We start from the raw sequence: 20,961 nt of genomic DNA, 5'->3' as shown, positions 1-20,961 counted from the left end.
AATTTAATATTTAGCATATGTCAACAGTTAAAATTGGTATAAACGGATTTGGAAGAATCGGGAGACTTGTATTCAGAAGTGCTCTCAAGCGTTCTAATGTGGAAGTGGTCGCAATTAACGACCTGCTGGATGTAGAGCATCTGGCCTATTTACTTGAATATGACTCTGTTCACGGAAGATATGACGGAACGATCGAAGTTAAAGACGGTCACCTCGTTGTAGATGGTAAAACCGTCAGGATTACTGCAGAGAAAGACCCTTCAAACCTGAAGTGGGATGAGGTCGGAGCAGATGTCGTTGCAGAATGTACCGGTATTTTCACCACCCTTGATACAGCTCAGTCGCATCTTGATGCAGGAGCCAAAAAGGTTGTGATCTCAGCTCCTTCCAAAGATGCTCCTATGTTCGTTATGGGAGTAAATCATAAAGATGTTAAAGCTTCAGATAAGATCGTTTCAAACGCTTCTTGTACCACTAACTGTTTGGCACCACTTGCGAAGGTGCTTAACGATGAATTCGGTATCGAAGAAGGTCTTATGACCACGGTTCATGCAACTACTGCAACCCAGCTTACGGTTGATGGTCCTTCGAGGAAAGATTACAGAGGTGGTCGTTCTGCGCTTGTAAACATTATTCCTGCCTCTACCGGTGCTGCTAAGGCGGTAACCAAGGTGATTCCTTCCCTGGATGGGAAACTCACAGGTATGGCCTTCAGGGTTCCGACTCCTGACGTGTCTGTGGTAGACCTTACCGTTCGGTTGGAAAAAGAGACCTCTTACGAAGAGATCAAAAAGGTGATGAAGAAACATGCAGATGGAGATCTGAAAGGAATTTTGGGTTATACCGAGGAGGCTGTGGTTTCAACTGATTTTGTAGGAGAGACCTGTACCAGTGTATTTGATGCCGGAGCAGGTATTGAACTGAATTCGAAATTCTTTAAGGTGGTATCCTGGTACGATAATGAAATGGGATATTCCAGCAAATTGGTAGACCTGGCAGAACACGTTTCATCGCTCTAAATCTTTAAAAGTAACAATTAAGACAGGAGTTCCTGCTTTCGGGCAGGAATTCGCTGTTAAATGGAAAAGCCTATGATTCTTATTGTAGATAGCGGTGCTACTAAAGCAGACTGGATCGCTCTGGACGAAGAGGGAAACCGAATTTTTATGACCCAGACCCTGGGGTTAAGCCCTGAGGTATTAACCGAAGAGATTATTGTTGAGCGACTCACCAATAACTTCGAATTGTATAAACATCGTAAAGAAGTTACACAGCTGTATTTTTATGGAGCAGGTTGTGGAACTCAGCGTATGCGCGATTTCCTGAAAGGAATATTCAAAGACTATTTTGTTCATGCCAGTATTTCTGTAAAAGAAGATACGTATGCGGCTATTTATGCCACTATAAATGCCGAAGAACCAGCCATAGTATGCATATTGGGTACCGGATCGAATTGCAGTTTCTGGGATGGTACCGAACTCATGCAAAAGGTGGTTTCACTGGGTTATATTCTGATGGATGACTGCAGCGGAAATTATTTCGGAAGGCAGTTATTGCGGGATTATTATTTCCATAAGATTCCGCCTAAGCTGGCTGCGAAATTTGCCAGAGAGTATGATTTAGACGAAGATCACATTAAGAATCATCTGTATAAAATGCCGAACCCTAACACCTTTCTGGCCACTTTTGCCCGGTTCCTTATCCAGAATAAGGATGAAGAATACGCGCAGGCGCTGATCAAAAAGGGCATGCGTTTGTTTATACAGAATTATATTCTTCAGTACCCTCAGGCCCGCGAAGTGCCGGTGCATTTTGTAGGTAGTATTTCTTTTTATCTGCAGGCTGAGCTCAGGGAAATGCTCGAAGAGCAAAACCTTAAGTTAGGTAAGGTATTGAGAAGACCTATTGACGGACTCGTCGATTATCATAAGGAATTGTTTGCCTGATAATCGAAAATAAGAATCTAAAAAAAACCGGCCTGTTTCTAAACAGGCCGGTTTTTTTATTTTACTGCGATCATACTGATCTCTACGTGTACGAATTTGGGAAGGTTGGCGACTTCTACCGTTTCTCTGGCAGGAGCTGTATCTTCATCGAAATAACTTCCGTAAACCTCGTTAACTTTGGTAAAGTCATTCATGTCTTTGAGAAAGATGGATGTTTTAACCACATCCTGAAAGCTGTAACCTGCTTCCTCCAAAACGGCCTGCAGGTTCTTCATTACCTGTTCGGCTTCCCTGGTAACGCCACCGGGAACAACTTCTCCCTTAGCGGGATCGATACCGACCTGCCCCGAAAGGTAAAGCGTGTTTCCACTGAGAATAGCCTGGTTGTAGGGTCCTAACGGAGCCGGGGCTTTCTGGCTTTTAATGACCTTTTTCATATTATATGGGTTAATTGGTTATGTATCTAAACAGGGGCTACAGCCTTCTGTCAGGTTCTCTTCTTTGCTCCCATTTGATATCGCTGAGCATCGAAGATTTGATCCCAATAAAGAAAAACCATGATGCCCGGGTGCTGAAGGGTACCCAGTTGAAGTTCATTACCCAACTCTTCATATCTCTGCGAAACCGCAATTGCGTGTAGGTAAATCCCTTTTGTTTAAAATCGTATCCTGACGAAATACCTACATCCCACTGGGGTGTAAGCTTTACGTTACCGGAGAACATCAGGGAGTTATTGGTGATCTCGCTTTGCCTTCGGTTATTGCTGTAGGTGAGGGAATAGGCTAACCGCAGATCCCACGGGATAGCTGAATTATAGGCGGAGGATTCGGTGGCAGATTCATCTTCCTCTTCATCTAAAAAGGTTCTTCGGTCGCTGAAATCCTGTGATCTTCCGAACAAATCATCGTCACGGCCTCCACTTTGAGTATTGTCTACTTCATCTGCACCTCCCTGAAAGGATTTGCTGTTAAGTGAATAACTCACGTTCATATTAGCATTGGACAGCCTGAATAAGCTACCGCCATTATTTACATTCAGCATGTCTATGCGGTTACCGGCGGCATCAAGGGCGTAAGGGTCGAGGGTTGCATTGAAGTTCACATTCATCTTCTTGTCGAAGAACTGTGTATTACCACTCATGCGAACGGGATTCCAGTTCAGGGAGTCAGCTACAAAATTATAACCGGTGCTGAAGTTCAGGTTATTGAGCAGCATAATCTTTTTAGGCTCAGTCTTGGTGGTATCCTTATCGGTTACCTTTGCTTCGAAAACGTTAGACAGAGAGAGGGATACACTGTTGGATTCATTGAGACCGGGACGGCCGAACAAGCCGTTCTCAAATCGGGTGTATTGTTGAACCACGCCGTTTTGGTCTACGTATTCGTCATAATACTGATCTTCATATGAGGGGGTGTAACCGTAACTTACACTGGGACGAAGTGTATGACGTATGGCTTGTATCTTTTTATCTTCTCCGAAAAGGAATGTACCGTATAAGGTGGTACCTAGACTGGCATTGAGGTTCATGGTACCGAAACGATCAAACCCACTAACGGTATCGATCACGGCACGGTCGAGTACCTGATCGTAATCATCACGCCTGATGGTTTCTATTTGCCAGACTTCATTATAGTTCATACCTACCGTGGTGCTGAAATACTTAAACAACTTGAAGTTGGTGCTGATCGGTATCGAATGTTGAAATCCGACCCTTGCGTCGTCGAACATCTCTTTCCTGAACAAAAGGGTATCAACGGTGTTGATGCGATTTTCTCCACGCCCGTTATACTGAAAGTTGATGTTTTGAATGATACCCCGTTTGGCGCCGGTTCTGCTGGCAAATGGAAATATTCGTTCCATACTTGCCTGCAGGGTGGGCAGGGTAAGGTTGACCGATTGTGTTCGTGTATTCTGGCTGATCGATGACGTAACATTCATGTTGACCATAGGGTAGCCAGAGAAGGTTTTGTTATAAGACACCGACGATTGCAGGGTGTTGTTCAGGAAGTTCGGGGTGTTCAGCTGGTTGACCGATTGCTGATAGTACTGGCTGCTACCAAAGTTCACCGATGCTGCCAGCCTGGAGTTTGGATTCGCTTTGGGATCCTGGTTATGATTCCACTGAATGTTGTAGATGGTGCTTCGGCTGTAATCAGGAAATCCTCGTTGGCTGTTGATCAGGTTCTCATACCGAAACCGTAACCCCCCTCTGAACTTGTAACGCTTGGCGTAATTGCTTTCGACTCTCAGTCCGTAACTTCCATTGGTATAATAATCTCCAAGCAGCGCCAGGTCAAAGTACTCGCTAAGGGCAAAATAATATCCACCGTTCTGAAGCGAGTAACCTCTGAGGTTCGATTGTCCGGGAGTAGGGAGGATGATACCTGAACTGGCATTCGATTGTACCAGGGGGAAATAAGCGAAAGGTACTGCGATAGGTGTGGGTACATCGGCGATGTACATATTGCTGAAACCGGCGATAATCTTTTTCTTGGGGACGAACTTCCCTTTTCGTACCCTTATATAATAATCGGGGTTTTCGGTGTCTTCAGAGGTGGTGAGCCGACCCTCTCTCAGGAAGTAAACCGAGTCATTTTCCTTTTTGACTGTCTCGGCATAAACCTTCATCACTTCGCCTACAGACTGTTCTGATCGGGAATTAAAGATAAGAGCCTTCTTGGTGTCGAAATTAAACCTGATCGAATCAGGTTCCACCACATTGTTCCCTTGTTTAAAATAGGGGATCTGGGTGTAATTTCCGGCCGAATCCTTAATGCGACCGGCATACACCTCATTGGTGGTATAATCGATCACTATGATGCCCGCCTTGAGCTCGTATTCCTGATAATATACTTCTGCTTCGTTATAGAGGTAGATCTTTTTGTCTTTTCGGCTCATGCGCATATAATCCTTGGCAAAGTATTTTATGCGGTCCTGTATCATTCCCTGCTTCAGGGTATCTTGCTGAATGCTGTCTTGTACAGTGGTGTCCTGAACAGCAGTGGTAAGGGGTTGGGCAGTAACGGGAATGGCAAGCGTGTCTTTCTCTGAACGGATGTTAAGCTCCGTTCTTTTAGGCGTTTCCTGCGCCTTAAGTACGAAACCCGTTAACAGCAGACACAGCGCTAAAAGTATGTTAGGTTTATTTGCTTGCAATGCTTTAAATCCTATTTTTGTACAGAGGTTGGGCAGGTTAAAAACGTGCCAAACTTACGTATATTTTTTGGTCTGTTAATTATAGATTTATTTTTTTACCAATAAAATCACACCTTGATTCGTTCCATATAATATGATCACAAACCTCAAGTTTATTCCGGTCTGTTTCGTTTTATTTTTCTTCACAGGCATTTATGCTGTTACAGGAAACAATAACGATGATGATTTTGTGGTGGTTCTCGATGCCGGCCATGGAGGTCATGATCCCGGGAATCTGGGAAATGGGTTTAAGGAAAAGGATATCGCGCTGAGCATTGTGCTCGAGGTGGGAAGAATACTGGAACAAAACCCTGGTATTAAGGTGGTATATACACGAAAGAGTGATGTTTTTGTCGACCTTTTCAAACGAGGTGAGATCGCTAATAAGGCAAAAGCCGATCTTTTCGTTTCTGTACATTGTAATTCCCACAGTTCTTCAGCTCATGGAACAGAGACTTTCGTGCTTGGGCTTCATGCCAATAAGCAGAATTTTGAAGTGGCAAAGAAAGAAAACTCGGTGATCTACCTGGAAGAGGATTATGAGGTGAATTATGCCGGATATGATATCAATTCGCCGGAATCATTTATCGGTCTTACCATTATGCAGGAAGAATTCCTGGATCAGAGTATCGTGCTGGCCAAGGCCATTCAGGATAGTTTTACGTTTGATCTGAACCGAAAGAATCGCGGTGTGAAACAGGCAGGCTTTATAGTGCTTCACCAAACCTTTATGCCAAGTGTGTTGGTTGAAACAGGGTTTCTTACCTATAAGCCGGAGGGATCATACCTGAATTCAGGTCAAGGAAAAAGTCAGATGGCTAACTCGATCGCCAAGGCTATCAAGAAGTATAAGCAGGTGGTTGATGAAAACGTAGGTGCAGACTTCAGTTTTGAGGCTACCGTTCCGCAGGAAGCATCAGAAACATCTGTGGTGACGGTTGCCGGGCAATCGTCAGAGCCAACCGATAACGCTGATGCAGATGTTGTTTTCAAGGTGCAGATAGCTGCCGGGGCTAATCTGATCGATACTGAACCTTCCAATTTTAACGGCTTAAGCCCGGTGAGCAGGGAGCAGTTTGAATCGCTGTACCGCTATTACTACGGGCAGGCCAAAAGTCTGGAAGAAGCCCGGAAATTACAGCAGACTGCAGTTGAAAAAGGTTATCCTTCCTGTTTTATAGTGGCTTTTCGCAATGGGGAAAAAGTGAGTTTGTCTTCAGTGTTCAATTCACAGGCTAATTAGAGTCGTTCTTAAGAAAATATTTCTAATTTTGTTATTCTCATTAAAAAAACCAGCTATTGAAACTTTCCAGAGAACTTAAGACTGCAATCATCGTTCTTGGCGGTATACTCCTTTTTATACTGGGGTATAGCTATCTTAAGTCAAATTCCCTTTTTGACAGCAGCAGAACGTATTATGCAGTATACGATAATGTAAACGGACTCACCACAGGCACCGCTGTTACCATTAACGGGCTGAAGGTGGGGCGTATCAAGGATATCTCATTTCTAGACAACCAGGGTAATCTGTTGGTTACCTTTTCGGTGGAAAGCGATTTCGAATTTTCCAGGGGTAGCGAGGCCGAGATCTATGATACCGGAATTATAGGAGGAAAAAGTCTGCGAATTATTCCCGATGGAGGGCAGGCAGAACTAGCTAAGAGCGGTGATACCCTTAAGGCCAGTATAGAGCCCGGAATTACAGAACTGGTAACCCAACGTCTGACTCCTTTACAGGAAAAGCTTGAGAGCGTGATGATCGATACCGATTCAGTGCTGACCAGTGTGGATAAGGTACTGGACGCTGAAACCAGGCAGAATATTCGTTCCAGCGTGAAAAACCTGAATCAGGTGATATATAATTTCAGGAACACCTCGGCAGACCTTGCTCAGTTGGTATCTGATAATAAAAGCAGTCTTACCACCTCGATAGAAAATGTCAATAATATAACCACCAATCTTTCCAAGGTTAGTGATACTCTCGCGAATGCCGAACTTGGAAGCATGATGGCTAAGCTGAAATCAACAGCAGACAAACTGGATAACATTATTGTAGCCATCGATCAGGGAGAAGGGTCCCTGGGGCAGCTGATAAAAGACGAAGAGCTGTACAACAATTTATCAGGTGCATCAGATGAGCTCAATATGCTGCTTGAAGACATTCGTCTGAATCCTAAGCGATATGTTCATTTTTCGCTTTTCGGGAAAAAGGCGAAACCATACGAAGAACCTGAGGAAGAAGAAAACCAAGACCAATGAGTTGGATACCCCAAATAATTTTTGCTGTAATACTCTTTCTGGGTATTGCTTATTTTACCAGGAATATTAGGAAGATCGTTCGTAATATCAAACTCGGTAAGAAAATAGATCGCACCGATAATCCGGGTGAACGCTGGAAACATATGACGAGGATAGCGCTCGGACAGCAAAAAATGGTGGTCAGGCCTGTCGCCGGTCTTATGCATATCATAGTATATGTGGGCTTCATAATTATCAATATCGAAGTGCTTGAGATCATTATTGACGGGCTTTTTGGTACCCACCGTATCTTCGCACCATTGGGAAGCGTTTATGATTTCCTGATCGGAAGTTTTGAGATACTGGCTCTTTTGGTCATTGTGGCTGTAACCGTTTTCTGGCTGAGGAGGAATACCTTGAAGCTGAGTCGGTTCTGGTATCCTGAAATGAAAGGCTGGCCTAAGAAAGATGCCGATTATATTTTATATTTTGAATTGGTCCTGATGGTATTGTTCCTAACCATGAATGGAGCCGATTACCAGCTGCAACAGATGGGCGCCGACCATTATGTTCAGGCAGGAGCTTTTCCTGTAAGTCAGTTCCTGGCTCCTCTATTTGACGGGTTAACCGAAGGTGCCCTGGTGATCATTGAACGTACTGCCTGGTGGTTACATATCGTAGGGATCCTGATATTTTTGAATTACCTCTACTATTCGAAGCACCTGCATATTTTACTGGCATTTCCCAATACTTGGTTTGCTAACCTGAAGCCTATGGGGCAGTTTAATAATCTTGAGTCTGTAACGAAGGAGGTTAAGCTTATGATGGATCCTGACGCTGATCCTTTTGCGGCACCCGATCCTGCAGAAGATGAAGGAGAACCTGAAAAATTTGGTGCTTCAGATGTTATGGATCTTAATCAGGTGCAGCTGCTCAATGCCTATACGTGTACAGAGTGCGGTAGATGTACCAATGAATGTCCGGCGAGTCAGACCGGGAAGAAATTGTCTCCGCGGAAGATCATGATGGATACCCGTGACAGGCTTGAAGAGGTTGGTAAGAACATCGATAGTAATAACGGGGAATTTGTTGGGGATGGAAAGCAATTGCTGGGTGATTATATCACGGCTGAAGAACTCTGGGCCTGTACTTCATGTAATGCTTGTGTCCAGGCTTGTCCTGTAAGTATTAACCCATTGTCTATTATTATGGATATGCGACGCTATCTGGTGATGGAGCAATCTGCTGCTCCGGCGGAATTGAATAATATGATGAGTAACGTGGAGAATAATGGAGCTCCATGGCCATTCAACCAGATGGACAGACTTAACTGGAAAAACGATTAACCTGTAACCATTTAAACTTTATTACATGAACAAGAACGAGGTAGAAAGATTGCTTAATCAAAAGCTTGAAGAAGGAGAACACGTAAGCCCGGTATTACCTGAAGGAATTAAAAATTACCTGATCGATATCGACGGAACGATCTGTGACGATATACCCAATGAGGAGCCCGAACGTATGGCTACTGCCAAAGTGTATCCCGACGCATTGAAAACTTTGAATAAGTGGTATGATGAAGGGCATATCATATATTTCTTTACATCAAGAACTGAAGAACATCGCAAGACCACGGAAGATTGGCTGGACCGTCATGGATTTAAATATCACGGAATGGTAATGGGGAAACCCAGAGGTGGTAACTATCACTGGATCGATAATCACCTGGTGAAGGCGACCAGATACAATGGCAGATTTACCGACCTGGTAGATAAGGAAGTGACCATACAGGTGTTTGACGACGGAAAACACGACTAAGAATAATCAGCATAAAAGTAAAGAGTAAGCGTATGAGTGAGACGATCACAGTGCCTACCATGGCGGAAATGGCAGCCCAGGGAAAAAGCCCGGAGGTGTTATTCTGGGTAGGGTGTGCAGGAAGTTTTGATGACCGGGCGAAAAAGATTACCAAGGCCTTTGTTAAGATATTAAACAAAGCCGGGGTAGACTTCGCTGTTTTGGGAACCGAAGAAAGCTGCACGGGGGATCCGGCAAAAAGAGCAGGAAATGAATTCCTGTTTCAAATGCAGGCAGTTACGAATATCGAGGTGCTGAACGCCTATGAAATAAAAAAGATCGTAACAGCTTGTCCTCACTGTTTTAATACCATTAAGAATGAGTATCCTCAACTCGGTGGAGAATATGAGGTGGTACATCATACGCAATTACTGACTTCTTTGCTGGAAGAGGGAAGATTACAGATAGAAGGAGGGAAGTTCAAAGGCAAGCGCATTACCTTTCACGACCCCTGTTACCTCGGAAGGGCGAACAATGTTTATGAAGCCCCGCGTGAACTGATCAGAAAACTGGATGCTGAACTGGTCGAGATGAAGAACTGTCGTAAGAAAGGTCTTTGCTGTGGCGCAGGTGGCGCACAGATGTTCAAGGAATCTGAACCAGGTAATCAGGAGGTGAATATCAAAAGAACCGAACAGGCTCTGGAGACCCAACCCGATGTGATCGCTGCAGGATGTCCCTTCTGCAACACCATGATGACAGATGGGGTAAAAAACAAGGAAAAAGAGGGAGCTATAGAGGTTCTCGATGTGGCTGAACTGATCGCCAATGCCGAAGACCTTTAATAATCAGGAATAAAGAAGAAAGATATATGTTGGTTGATTTTGAAAAACTTCCGGAAGATGCCAGGATCTGGATCTACCAGGCGAACAGGACTCTCACAGATGAGGAAACTGAAGCAATAAAGCAAAAACTGGAGAACTTTCTGCAGGCATGGACCGCTCATGGTTCAGGATTGGAAGCAGGATATGAGATTCGGTATAAAAGATTTATTGTGATCGGGCTTGACCAGGATAGACAGGCTGCCACCGGTTGTTCCATAGATGCCTCTGTGCATTTCATACAGGAGTTAGAGAAGGAGTATAATATTGATTTGCTCGATAAGATGAACGTTTCCTACAGGCAAGGTGATTTTATCGCTTACAAGCCTTTGGCAGACTTCAAGAAAATGGCAAAGCAAAAAGCCGTATCCCAAAACACCATTGTTTTTAATAACCTGGTGAACAATAAAGAAGAATATCAGAATTACTGGGAAGTACCAGCCAGAGACAGTTGGCATGTACGCTTTATGAATTAATCTCAGTATTAGAATAATTTTAAGTCAAAGTCGTTGGATTACTCAATAACTTTGACTTTTTTTATGCTGAATTTCCCCAAATAGTTTAATGAACGGCATGAGTATGAAACGATTGACGTTTGCGATATTGCTGGCATTTACCCTGACAACGGGTAATGCTCAGTTCGCAGACCCCCTGAGAACCAAAGATTACAAGGAACAACTTTTCTGGATAGATAGTGTCTACAATTCCCTGAGCACAAGGGAAAAGGTAGCTCAGCTATTTATGGTTCAGGCATATAGCGATAAGGGAAGGGCTCATGAAGAAAAGATAGAAACACTCATAAGAGATTACAATATTGGTGGAATTATCTTTTCTACCGGCGGACCCGTAAGGCAGGCCATGATCACAAATAGGTTTCAGGACCTTGCCAAGACCAAGATGCTTATTGCCCTTGATGCTGAATGGGGGCTGTCAATGCGACTTGATTCAACCTTTGCTTATCCGTACAATATGACCCTGGGAGCTATATCAGATGAAGACCTGATCGAGCAGGTGGGGTTTCGAATTGGGCAACACAATAAGCGACTGGGGGTTCATATCAATTTTTCTCCGGTAGCCGATATTAATACCAATCCTGAAAATCCAATCATCGGGAACCGTTCTTTTGGAGAGGAGCCTCGCAATGTGGGTCTGAAAGCTACTATGATGATGTTGGGAATGCAGGAGGCCGGATTACTTACGAGTGCCAAACATTTTCCGGGTCATGGCGATACTGACAGCGATTCCCATAAAACCCTTCCTACGGTAGGATTTTCTGAAGAACGTATCAACAGTGTCGAGCTGTATCCTTTCCGTGAAATGATTGCAAACGGTCTGAGCGGTGTAATGGTAGCTCACTTAAATGTTCCGGCTCTTGAGCAGGAGGAGGGATTACCATCATCATTGTCATCATCGATCGTGAGTGGTTTGCTCAAAGGACGAATGGGGTTCAACGGATTGATCTATACCGATGCTCTTGGAATGCGCGGAGCAGCAGATTATGCTCCTCCGGGAGAAGTCGATCTGAAGGCTTTCCTGGCCGGTAATGATGTGTTGCTAATGTCTTCAGACCCGGTAAAGGGAATCGAAAGAATCACACGGGCATATGAAGAAGGAGAAGTGACCGAGGCAAGACTGGCTTATTCTGTAAGAAAGATTCTTAAGGCCAAGTACTGGGCCGGATTGCACGAATATAGCCCCGTTCCGCTTGAAAATTTAAGAGAAGATCTGAACCACCATGAGGATCGCCTGTTGATTGAAGAGGTTGCCTCACAAGCTATAACGGTGGTTAAAAATGAGGAGAACAGTATCCCGGTAAGGGATCTCGACACCCGAAATGTTGCCTATGTTCCATTAGGGGATGATACCGGTGTTCCTTTTCTTGAAGCCCTGAAAAAGTATACGAGGGTCGATGAGGTTAAAGGTGATGATCTTGCAGGCACACTGGAACTTTTAGAGCCGTATAATACCGTGATCATAGGGCACCATCGATCTTCTGAGACTCCGTGGAAAGACAATAGCTTCTCAGATCTTGAAAAGAACTGGCTTTACGAAATCGCCCGGGAGAAGAATGTGATCTTAAGTGTTTTTACCAGTCCTTATGCGCTTCTGGATCTGAGCAGTCTGACCAATATAGAGTCAATACTGATTGCTTATCAGAATGAAGCGGTATTTCAGGAAAAGGCGGCTGAGATCATCTTTGGAGCAAGGGAGGCAAAAGGAGTTCTCCCCGTTATGGCCCATGCCGAACTTCCGGAAGATACAGGCATTGAGACCAGAAGTCTTTCAAGGCTTGGGTATTCCCTGCCGGAGGCTGTAGGAATGAATTCCGGCCGACTTGAAGCCATCGATTCAGTTATTAAAAGAGCGATAAGTTCCGGGGTTACACCCGGCGCACAGATCCTGGTGGCCAGAAGAGGGAAGGTTGTATATAATAAAAGCTTCGGAAAGCATTACTATGGTGCAGATGCAGAGCAGGTGGCAGATACCAACCTGTACGATCTGGCTTCTCTGACAAAAATTCTTTCAACCCTGCCGGTTATTATGCAGATGGTGGAAAATGAGCGACTGAGCCTGTATTCCACCTTCGGTGAGCTCTTGCCTGAACTCCGGAACAGCAATAAAGGAGATCTGCGTCTAATCGAGACCCTTTCTCATTATGCTGGTTTTAAGCCATGGATTCCCTTTTATACGTATACCTTAAATGAGGTTACCAAAAAGCCTTCAGACAAGTATTATGCAGCCGAACCGAGAGGCAGGTTTCGCGTAAAAGTTTCAGATGAGATGTATTTACGGTCAGATTACCGGGACAGTATCATTAAGCAGATCAAAGACAGCGAGCTTCTCCCTTTCAGGGCTTACCGTTACAGTGACCTCCCTTATTTTTTGTTACAGCGATACATAGAAAAGGAATATGACCAGTCGCTGGATGAAGTGGCTCAAAAAAGATTCTACAGTTCCCTGGGAATGAATTATACAACCTTCAAACCTTTGGAAAAATTTCGTAAGGGACAGATCATTCCTACAGAGGTAGATGATTATTTCAGGTATCAGACCGTGCAGGGGTATGTTCATGATATGGCGGCTGCCATGCTTGGAGGGGTAGGTGGCCATGCAGGGCTTTTCAGTAACGCCAATGATGTGGCTAAGATCATGCAGATGTATCTTCAAAAGGGGTACTACGGTGGGGTTCGCTATTTCACTGCAGAAACTCTTGATAAGTTTAATACCTGTTATTTCTGCGAGCAGGATGTGCGCAGAGGTGTTGGTTTCGATAAGCCCCAGCTGGGAGACACAGGGCCTACATGTGGCTGTGTTTCCATGACCAGTTTCGGTCATAGTGGTTTTACCGGGACATATGCATGGGCCGACCCTGCTATGGAAATCGTTTACATCTTTCTCTCGAATCGTACCTACCCCAGCTCAGAGAACAGAAAACTCATAACAGAGGGCACCCGTACCGTGATACAGGAGATCATTTATGACGCTGTCATGTATTGATCGATATCGTCATAAAGACTTACCTTTGTAAGGAAATTAGCCCGCTTAAGACGTATTGTATCACCAACCGGAAAAAAATCACATGAAAATAGGAATTGTTTGTTATCCAACTTTTGGCGGAAGCGGGGTAGTAGCCACAGAACTCGGAATGGCTTTGGCCGGCCGGGGTCACGATATTCATTTTGTCACATACAAACAGCCCGTTCGCCTGGCCCTGATCAGTGATAATATCCATTTTCACGAGGTAAATGTTCCCGAATACCCCCTTTTTCACTACCAGCCTTACGAACTGGCTCTTTCCAGTAAACTTGTTGATACGGTGAAGCTTCACGAGATCGAATTGTTGCATGTTCATTATGCCATTCCTCATGCCTATGCGGCTTATATGGCGAAGAAAATGTTGCAGGAAGAGGGTATAGATATACCCATAGTCACAACCCTGCACGGTACCGATATCACCCTGGTGGGCAATCACCCATTCTATAAGCCCGCGGTAACCTTCAGTATAAACAATTCTGATATAGTTACCTCTGTATCTGAAAGTCTGAGACAAGATACCTTTAAGCAGTTCGATGTGCGTAAAGACATACATGTTGTTCCGAATTTTATTGATCTCAGCAAGTATGCACATAGCTTTACCGATTGCCAGCGAGATATGATGGCTCACCGGGAAGAACGCATCATCACCCATATAAGTAATTTCAGGAAAGTGAAGAGAATTCCCGATGTCATCCACATTTTTGAAAGGATTCAGAAGGAGGTTCCTGCCAGGCTGTTGATGATAGGGGAAGGTCCTGAAAAGGAGGAAGCTGAACAGCTTTGTGAAGATCTGGGAATAGCTGATAAAGTGATCTATCTGGGTAACAGTCACGAGGTAGATAAGATCCTTTGTTTCTCAGACTTATTCTTACTGCCATCGGAAACCGAAAGTTTTGGTCTGGCAGCCCTGGAGGCCATGGCAAACGGGGTTCCCGTGATCAGTTCAAATTCGGGAGGATTACCGGAAGTTAATATTCACGGAGAGAGCGGATTTTTAAGTGATCCGGGAAATGTCGACGAGATGGCAGAGAATGCATTAGCCATTATCAGGGATAGTGAGACACTTGAAAGATTTAAAAATCAGGCCAGGGCACAAGCTTCAAAATTCGACATCAGGGCGATCGTTCCTGAATATGAGAAGATCTACAAACTCGCCTTTGTAAATAGCTGATTTACAGAATATAGCATTTTTATCCCCTTTTAAGTCCATATTTCTTTTGGTAATGGACAGAATTTTCGTGTTTTTTATATGGAAATTATTCTATTTTAGCGACGTGAAAACCCTGTGATTTTTGGGTGATTTGTGCTAAATAAGATACAGATTCCCCCCTTGTTACAGTAACCAACCAAATATATTGATATGCTGATCGATCATTTAAGAAAATGGGGCTTCTTAATTGGTATCGTTTCAATTTTTTCTGCTGAAGCTCAATCCGCAGGCGAGTATGTTATTTTCGGAGTAGGGGCGAATGTGATTGACGATTCCGGTAGCCGAACTCAGGAATTATTTAATACCGAAGAGAACTGGAATGTGGCACCTTATCCGTCACGGTTTAGTGCCGGGTACCAGCTAAGTAATGGCTTGAGTATCGAAATGATCGGAAGGGTGAACAATTACAAAGAGGGCAAAGTTATAGACGGAGCTGTTATTGCTGAAGACCGAAGTTATTTTGGGTTGGATGCGAATCTGAGTTACCACCTGAATCGCTTATTTAATGATGCAGGCTGGTTTGATCCGTTTTTATTGACCGGTCTGGGGTATACCTGGCTGGACTCGCAGGCTCAATCAAATTTTGATACCGGACTGGGACTCAATATGTGGCTGGGTGAAAATATCGCGGTGAATTTAAATACAGTTGGAAAATGGTCAATCAATGCCAGCGGTACGAATTATTTACAGCATGCAGTAGGAATCATTTTTAAGCCTGCATTATTTTCTAAATCAAGCCGAACTACTACAATTGAAACTGATGAAGAAGATGATCTGGCTCAGGCTGCTGACCAGGGAAGGCAACTTGAAATTCAGGAGCCTAAAGATCAGCCTGTTGCTCCTAACGACTCAAATACACAGAAAACTGCCGTTACAACAAACGATAATAGCCGCGTAAAGGAAGAAGATCGCTCTGCCTTTTTTGAGCTGGAGGCCGCGTTGAATTCCCTGCCTCGAATTTATTTCGACCTGAACTCTTCCTATATGAATGCAGAAGATATGCGTGTATTAGATCAGCTGGTAACAATCATGAAACAGAACTCAGGTATGATCGTACAGGTTCAGGCCTATGCCGATGAGCGGGGTAATACCGAGTACAACGAAATGCTTTCCAAGAAGAGAGCAGAGCGTGTTGTTGATTATGTGGTTTCAAATGGTATCGAAGCCGAAAGAATTTACGGAGTCGGCAAAGGAGAGTTGGAGTTGAGCACACCTTGTGAGAACGCAGATTGTGAAGAGGCGGTTTACCGTAAAAGCAGGAGAGTTGATTATATTCTTATAAAAATTTGAGAGTGAGATAGATATGTTCACAGATCACGAAATGTTCATATCCTGGCTTACATGATAATAAATAGCAATTATTTTTGAACTTATTTTCTAAACATTTATCTGATTTTTAAACTACTATTTATGAGAAATCTTTACCTAGGATTTTTATTTAGCTTACTTTTTATACCCAGCCAGGATATTATGGCTCAGGAAGAGGGGAATTACTGGATGTTCGGTCTGGGCTATAATTTTGTGGATGATTCTGGATCCCGCTGGTCTGAATTTATCGACTTTGATGATCATTGGGCCACCACCGCCTATCCCAATCGTTTAAGCGCAGGTTATTATCTTCAAAATGGCTTAGGATTTGAATTGATAGGATCGATCAATAAATATAATGAAGGGCTTATAGTTGATGGCGAAGAGATCCTGGAAGAAAGAGACTATCGAGCCATAGATTTAAAAATCAGCTATGATCTTAATCATTTGATAGGTTCAACCGGATGGTTCGATCCGTATGTGGCAACCGGAATAGGAAATACATCCATAGAAGATGTAGCCAGAACCACCTTCAACGCAGGTCTTGGTTTTAATGCCTGGTTTTCTGATTCCTGGGGATTGAACTTCAACACCTTTGGAAAATGGTCCCTTAATTCAGACATTAATTCTAACCATCTTCAGCATAGTGCTGGGGTGGTATTCAGATTCGGGCAGGGGCTTAAAAAGAATAAATCTACTCCCGGAAGCATTCCTGCGGTAGTACAGAATAATCCTTCGCCGGAACCCCAGCAGGAAGAAGTAGTGGAAGATGTTGAGCCGGAACTTCCTGAAGAGCCTGCAGAGGAAGTAGTGCCGGCTGCTCCGGTGAAATCGGAAGAGGAGCTGAGAGCTGAGGAAATGAGAAGAAAACTCAATATGATAGAGACGGTTTATTACCGCTTTGATTCTTCTTATCTCACTGAAGAGGACAAAAAAGTTGTTGAAAACCTTGAAAGTTTTATGGAGGAGTTTCCTGAGGCTAAGCTTGAGATACATGCCCATGCAGACCAGCGTGGAGATACAGCCTATAATAAATGGCTTTCTGAAAAGCGAGCGAACAGAATTGTGGAGTATCTGACCGAGAGAGGTATCAACTCTTCTAGATTAAAGGCTATCGGACACGGAGAGTCTGATCTTATTAACGATTGCGGGGATGCTAATCCATGTTCAAGAGAAGAGCATCGTCAAAACAGGAGAACAGAATATATATTATTTGAATAATTAATAACCTGTTATAGATAAAGTTATCAAAGCACCTTTAATAAAGGTGCTTTTTTTTGCATTCCTTTCCCGTTAATCGATAATTTTACTTCATAACTTGTTGATTTTCCTATATTTATAAAGTATTTTTTCTAAATGCATGTCGATATTATCCAATAATGATAGACTTTTCTATTATAATACCTTCTTACAAGCCCGACAAATATTTATATGATTGTCTTAAATCTGTAATGGCACAAAGTACTTCTTCCCATTCGTATGAAGTATTGTTGATTCTTAATGGGCCGAAAGATCCTTATTTCGAAGAAATTAAAACATTTAAATTAAAGCATCAATTTTTTGCATTACAACTGTTCTATATCCCTGAAGCAAACGTAAGTACAGCTAGAAATTTAGGTTTAAACAAAAGTCGTGGCAGCTATATACTTTTTGTAGATGACGATGATATTTTATCCGAGAACTATCTTCAGGCAATGAATTTTGAAATTTCTGATGATAGTGTTGTTTTTACCAACGTAATGTCTTTAGATAACCTACAACTAAAATCAGGAATAAACCCTTATTTTATTGAATTCAAAAGGAAAATTGGGGTGAGCAACCTATCCTTAATTGACTTCAAAGTTCATAGCGCCACGGTTTGGGCCAAAATTTTTCCAAAAAAAATGCTTTTAGGTATGCATTTCGAACCAAAATATAAAAATGGGCAAGATTCCATTTTTATGGCATTGCTGTCTAAACGAATTAGAAGAATAGTAATTACCGATCCCGGAGCAATATATTATTACAGAAAAAGACCCAACTCAGCTTCGAGGAAAAATAAAGGTATTTATTATGAATTATCTACGACATTTAAATTATTCAAAGGTTATATCGGTATTTATTTATCAGATCCCTTGGAATATGATTTTCTGTTCTTTTTACATCGTGAAGCAGCTTTGGTTAAAAGACTGTTAGCGAAGTTAAAACTAATATCGCCACAGAATTCCCGTTTATAAGGATTTGATTTTATTATGAAAATTGTAATTCTACATCAATATTTTTTAACTGCCGAAACATCAGGAAATACCAGAGCTTATGACCTTTCAAGGCTCCTTATCGAACTGGGGCATCAAGTTACATTAATCACCTCATCTGGTTTTGTTGAACAAAAAACAAATAAAATATGGAGTGAAATACAATTGGATGGTATAACAATAAAAATTTTGAAGACCTTAAAATATGATAATTCCAAGAGTTATTTCTTAAGAGTTCTGGAGTTTTTGTATTTCGCTATTTTAGCGAGTATTCGTCTTGTTTTCATAAAAACTGATCTGGTAATAGTTTCCTCACCGCCTTTAACAATTGGGATTCCTGCCCTTGTAAAAAAATATTGGGATGGTACAGATTACTTTTTTGAAGCAAGAGATGTATGGCCTGAAGCAGCAATAGCGATTGGAGCTTTGAAAAATAAATTGCTAAAAAGAATAGCAATAAAATTAGAGGCAATGGTATATTGTGGTTCTTCACATATCATCCCATTATCTGTGGATATGGAATCATCTATATTAAGAAGATTTGATAAAAATTCACTGAATACAACAGTTATCGAAAATATCGCTCTTGTCGATATGTTTTCGAAGAGAATGAAAGATCATGGGACTGATTTGAAACGGGATTTACAAAAAGAGGGCTCATTTTCTATTGTCTATGCGGGAGCCTTTGGCGACGTAAATGGATTGGAATATGTTATTCGATTAGCTTATGAATTGCGAAAAAGGGATGGTGATATTAATTTTTATTTATATGGTAAAGGAAAGCAAAAAGAACAGATAATAGCACTAGCAAAAAGTTTGAAAGTGTTGGATAAGAATGTTTTTTTTAAGGATCCGGTCTCAAAAGCTGTTTTACCTTGTATTTATTCGCAAGTTGAGATGGGAAGTTCGTTTGTAATTTCAATAAGTGAACTTTGGGCAAACTCCGCGAATAAATTTTTTGATTCCTTGGCTGCCGGCAGACCGGTTTTAATTAATTATGGTGGATGGCAATCTGATTTAATAAAAAGCGCAAATGTAGGTTATGTATTACCTTCAAAAGTCGAGGAATTAAATGAAGTGATATTGGATGATTTCATTCGATACTGCAGTAAAAAAGAATTACATCAGATTCAAAGGGAAAATGCTCTGAAATTGTCTCAAAACTTTTCTTATCAAAATTTTAAGGTAAAATATGGAACAATACTCCAAGATTATTTTCAAAATAAGGTCCTGGCTCCTCATTAATTATACGATAAATTATTTTAAATTATATGCATTATCATTTTACTTGAATTAACAGCAGACTAATTTGACCTAAGTTTTAGTTGAAAACTGACTACAGTAATCTGTCGGCTCATTTATGTTATTTATGGGAAATTTTATGAATACTCCTATTTATGTCTTAATTTACTCACTATCAACTAATTCCTTTAGCTATGAGCCGAGTGTCCCCCTACATCGTTCTCCTATTAATTTATTTTTCGTGCCTTGGATTGAAAGCCCAGGAAAGAAATGATTTTTTCCAGGTCGGTTTGGGGTATAATTTCGTAGATGATTCCGGACCTGGATTAAACGATTATTTCAATTTTGAAGAGATATGGCATGCAGTTCCCTATCCTTCTCGTTTAACTTTCGGATACTATCTGGCAAATGGCTTCGGATTTGAAGCTATAGGAAGCTATAATGAATATGATCCGGGAAAAATCGTTGACGGGAAAGTATTGAATGAAGCTCAAACTTATGTGGCCATAGATGCCAAATTAAGTTACCAGCTGGACCGGCTAACCGGTACTCAGGGATGGTTTGATCCATACCTAATTACCGGAACCGGCTATACCTGGATCGGGGATGCAGACCGTGCGACCTTTAATGCCGGAGCCGGACTGAATATATGGTTCACCCGTAAACTGGGCTTAAACCTGAACTCCATGGGAAAATGGGGATTGTTTACTGATAAGGGAACCAATCATGTGCAACATTCTGTTGGGTTGGTATACCGATTCGTTAAAGATGAATTGGAAGAGGTTGAAAAGGAAGAATTTGTAGCCATACCTCAATCTCAGGAGCCGGTACCCGAGGAGATTCAAAAGGACACCGTTCCGAGACAGGTGATTTCTCCGGATGAAGTAGTGATCGCCGTAAAATCGAAGGAGGAACTCAGAAGGGAACAAATGATGAGGGATTTGCAATCGCTCAGGAGAGTGTATTTTCAATTTGACTCTTCTTACCTGACAAAAGGCGATAAACAGATCGTGCAGGATCTGATCGCTTTCCTGCGTTCTTATCCTGAAGCTAAAATCAAAGTACACGCTCATGCAGATTCAAGAGGGAGTGATAAATATAATACCTGGCTGGCTGATCGCAGAGCGAATCGTATCGTTCAATTCGTAATCGATGCCGGGATAGATCCGGATCGCATAACAGGAGAAGGATTTGGCGAGAATAAGATTCTGAACCACTGTGTCAACGATGTTCCATGTACTGAGGAGGAGCACAGGGAAAACCGCCGAACCGATTATCATTTAATGAACTAATACAGGATAATTCAGCTTTGTGAGATTATATAGTATTCACAAATTTCATTTGAGGGGGTGTACCTTTATTTGATCTTACTT

17 protein-coding genes are annotated in these 20,961 nt (G+C 42.4%); 15 read left to right on the top strand and 2 right to left on the bottom strand.

Annotation, left to right across the window (positions count from 1 at the left end):
- Nucleotides 1-17 precede the first annotated feature (17 nt).
- Together gap and K7R10_RS02645 are read left to right on the top strand one after the other, a co-directional pair.
- Nucleotides 18-1,019, top strand: a complete 1,002-nt coding sequence (gap, locus tag K7R10_RS02650; protein ID WP_224483139.1) for a type I glyceraldehyde-3-phosphate dehydrogenase — start codon at nt 18-20, stop codon at nt 1,017-1,019.
- 72 nt (nt 1,020-1,091) lie between these two features.
- Complete coding sequence (locus tag K7R10_RS02645; protein ID WP_224483138.1) at nt 1,092-1,946, top strand: N-acetylglucosamine kinase; 855 nt, start codon at nt 1,092-1,094, stop codon at nt 1,944-1,946.
- Between the two features lie 56 nt (nt 1,947-2,002).
- On the opposite strand, the gene K7R10_RS02640 is transcribed toward K7R10_RS02645, so the two are convergent.
- Together K7R10_RS02640 and K7R10_RS02635 are read right to left on the bottom strand one after the other, a co-directional pair.
- Nucleotides 2,003-2,383, bottom strand: coding sequence for a RidA family protein (locus K7R10_RS02640; protein ID WP_224483137.1), 381 nt, complete (start codon nt 2,381-2,383; stop codon nt 2,003-2,005).
- A gap of 37 nt (nt 2,384-2,420) precedes the next feature.
- Nucleotides 2,421-5,102, bottom strand: coding sequence for a putative LPS assembly protein LptD (locus K7R10_RS02635; RefSeq protein WP_224483136.1), 2,682 nt, complete (start codon nt 5,100-5,102; stop codon nt 2,421-2,423).
- Between the two features lie 133 nt (nt 5,103-5,235).
- On the opposite strand from K7R10_RS02635, the gene K7R10_RS02630 reads away from it, so the two are divergent.
- From K7R10_RS02630 to K7R10_RS02570, 13 genes are all read left to right on the top strand, one after another.
- Complete coding sequence (locus K7R10_RS02630) at nt 5,236-6,384, top strand: N-acetylmuramoyl-L-alanine amidase (RefSeq protein ID WP_224483135.1); 1,149 nt, start codon at nt 5,236-5,238, stop codon at nt 6,382-6,384.
- Nucleotides 6,385-6,440: 56 nt separating this feature from the next.
- Complete coding sequence (locus K7R10_RS02625) at nt 6,441-7,400, top strand: MlaD family protein (protein WP_224483134.1); 960 nt, start codon at nt 6,441-6,443, stop codon at nt 7,398-7,400.
- Nucleotides 7,397-8,725 carry a 4Fe-4S dicluster domain-containing protein gene (locus K7R10_RS02620; protein WP_224483133.1) on the top strand — a complete coding sequence of 443 codons (1,329 nt, stop codon included), beginning with the start codon at nt 7,397-7,399 and terminating at the stop codon, nt 8,723-8,725. Before K7R10_RS02625 ends, K7R10_RS02620 begins: the two co-directional genes overlap by 4 nt.
- A gap of 25 nt (nt 8,726-8,750) precedes the next feature.
- Nucleotides 8,751-9,197 carry an LNS2 domain-containing protein gene (locus K7R10_RS02615; RefSeq protein WP_224483132.1) on the top strand — a complete coding sequence of 149 codons (447 nt, stop codon included), beginning with the start codon at nt 8,751-8,753 and terminating at the stop codon, nt 9,195-9,197.
- A 32-nt stretch (nt 9,198-9,229) separates the two neighbouring features.
- On the top strand, nt 9,230-10,021 hold the full coding sequence (locus tag K7R10_RS02610) for a (Fe-S)-binding protein (protein WP_224483131.1): 792 nt from the start codon (nt 9,230-9,232) through the stop codon (nt 10,019-10,021).
- Between the two features lie 26 nt (nt 10,022-10,047).
- The gene (locus tag K7R10_RS02605) at nt 10,048-10,533 is read left to right on the top strand and encodes an ABC transporter ATPase (RefSeq protein WP_224483130.1); all 486 of its coding nucleotides are present in this window, start codon (nt 10,048-10,050) and stop codon (nt 10,531-10,533) included.
- 103 nt (nt 10,534-10,636) lie between these two features.
- Complete coding sequence (locus tag K7R10_RS02600) at nt 10,637-13,555, top strand: serine hydrolase domain-containing protein (RefSeq protein ID WP_224483129.1); 2,919 nt, start codon at nt 10,637-10,639, stop codon at nt 13,553-13,555.
- Between the two features lie 82 nt (nt 13,556-13,637).
- Nucleotides 13,638-14,765: an N-acetyl-alpha-D-glucosaminyl L-malate synthase BshA gene (gene bshA, locus K7R10_RS02595; protein ID WP_224483128.1), complete on the top strand. Its 1,128-nt coding sequence runs from the start codon at nt 13,638-13,640 to the stop codon at nt 14,763-14,765.
- Nucleotides 14,766-14,954: 189 nt separating this feature from the next.
- Complete coding sequence (locus K7R10_RS02590) at nt 14,955-16,094, top strand: OmpA family protein (protein ID WP_224483127.1); 1,140 nt, start codon at nt 14,955-14,957, stop codon at nt 16,092-16,094.
- Between the two features lie 120 nt (nt 16,095-16,214).
- On the top strand, nt 16,215-17,333 hold the full coding sequence (locus K7R10_RS02585) for an OmpA family protein (RefSeq protein WP_224483126.1): 1,119 nt from the start codon (nt 16,215-16,217) through the stop codon (nt 17,331-17,333).
- Between the two features lie 158 nt (nt 17,334-17,491).
- Nucleotides 17,492-18,328, top strand: coding sequence for a glycosyltransferase family 2 protein (locus K7R10_RS02580; RefSeq protein ID WP_224483125.1), 837 nt, complete (start codon nt 17,492-17,494; stop codon nt 18,326-18,328).
- 15 nt (nt 18,329-18,343) lie between these two features.
- Complete coding sequence (locus K7R10_RS02575) at nt 18,344-19,591, top strand: glycosyltransferase family 4 protein (protein ID WP_224483124.1); 1,248 nt, start codon at nt 18,344-18,346, stop codon at nt 19,589-19,591.
- A gap of 191 nt (nt 19,592-19,782) precedes the next feature.
- Nucleotides 19,783-20,880 (top strand): OmpA family protein, encoded by a 1,098-nt coding sequence (locus K7R10_RS02570; protein ID WP_224483123.1) that lies wholly within the window; start codon nt 19,783-19,785, stop codon nt 20,878-20,880.
- Nucleotides 20,881-20,961 lie beyond the last annotated feature (81 nt).

The sequence above is a fragment of the Robertkochia aurantiaca genome (assembly GCF_020166495.1).
Classification (GTDB): Bacteria; Bacteroidota; Bacteroidia; order Flavobacteriales; family Flavobacteriaceae; genus Robertkochia; species Robertkochia aurantiaca.
This window is presented reverse-complemented; position numbering and strand designations above follow the sequence as displayed.

Bases quoted from the DNA above. Each gene is read 5' to 3' on its own strand.
- K7R10_RS02585 (WP_224483126.1), top strand. From the start codon at position 16,215: ATGAGAAATCTTTACCTAGGATTTTTATTTAGCTTACTTTTTATACCC.
- K7R10_RS02640 (WP_224483137.1), bottom strand. From the start codon at position 2,383: ATGAAAAAGGTCATTAAAAGCCAGAAAGCCCCGGCTCCGTTAGGACCC.
- K7R10_RS02605 (WP_224483130.1), top strand. From the start codon at position 10,048: ATGTTGGTTGATTTTGAAAAACTTCCGGAAGATGCCAGGATCTGGATC.
- K7R10_RS02580 (WP_224483125.1), top strand. From the start codon at position 17,492: ATGATAGACTTTTCTATTATAATACCTTCTTACAAGCCCGACAAATAT.
- K7R10_RS02615 (WP_224483132.1), top strand. From the start codon at position 8,751: ATGAACAAGAACGAGGTAGAAAGATTGCTTAATCAAAAGCTTGAAGAA.
- K7R10_RS02575 (WP_224483124.1), top strand. From the start codon at position 18,344: ATGAAAATTGTAATTCTACATCAATATTTTTTAACTGCCGAAACATCA.
- K7R10_RS02645 (WP_224483138.1), top strand. From the start codon at position 1,092: ATGATTCTTATTGTAGATAGCGGTGCTACTAAAGCAGACTGGATCGCT.
- bshA (WP_224483128.1), top strand. From the start codon at position 13,638: ATGAAAATAGGAATTGTTTGTTATCCAACTTTTGGCGGAAGCGGGGTA.
- K7R10_RS02610 (WP_224483131.1), top strand. From the start codon at position 9,230: ATGAGTGAGACGATCACAGTGCCTACCATGGCGGAAATGGCAGCCCAG.
- K7R10_RS02620 (WP_224483133.1), top strand. From the start codon at position 7,397: ATGAGTTGGATACCCCAAATAATTTTTGCTGTAATACTCTTTCTGGGT.
- K7R10_RS02590 (WP_224483127.1), top strand. From the start codon at position 14,955: ATGCTGATCGATCATTTAAGAAAATGGGGCTTCTTAATTGGTATCGTT.
- K7R10_RS02570 (WP_224483123.1), top strand. From the start codon at position 19,783: ATGAGCCGAGTGTCCCCCTACATCGTTCTCCTATTAATTTATTTTTCG.
- gap (WP_224483139.1), top strand. From the start codon at position 18: ATGTCAACAGTTAAAATTGGTATAAACGGATTTGGAAGAATCGGGAGA.
- K7R10_RS02630 (WP_224483135.1), top strand. From the start codon at position 5,236: ATGATCACAAACCTCAAGTTTATTCCGGTCTGTTTCGTTTTATTTTTC.
- K7R10_RS02600 (WP_224483129.1), top strand. From the start codon at position 10,637: ATGAAACGATTGACGTTTGCGATATTGCTGGCATTTACCCTGACAACG.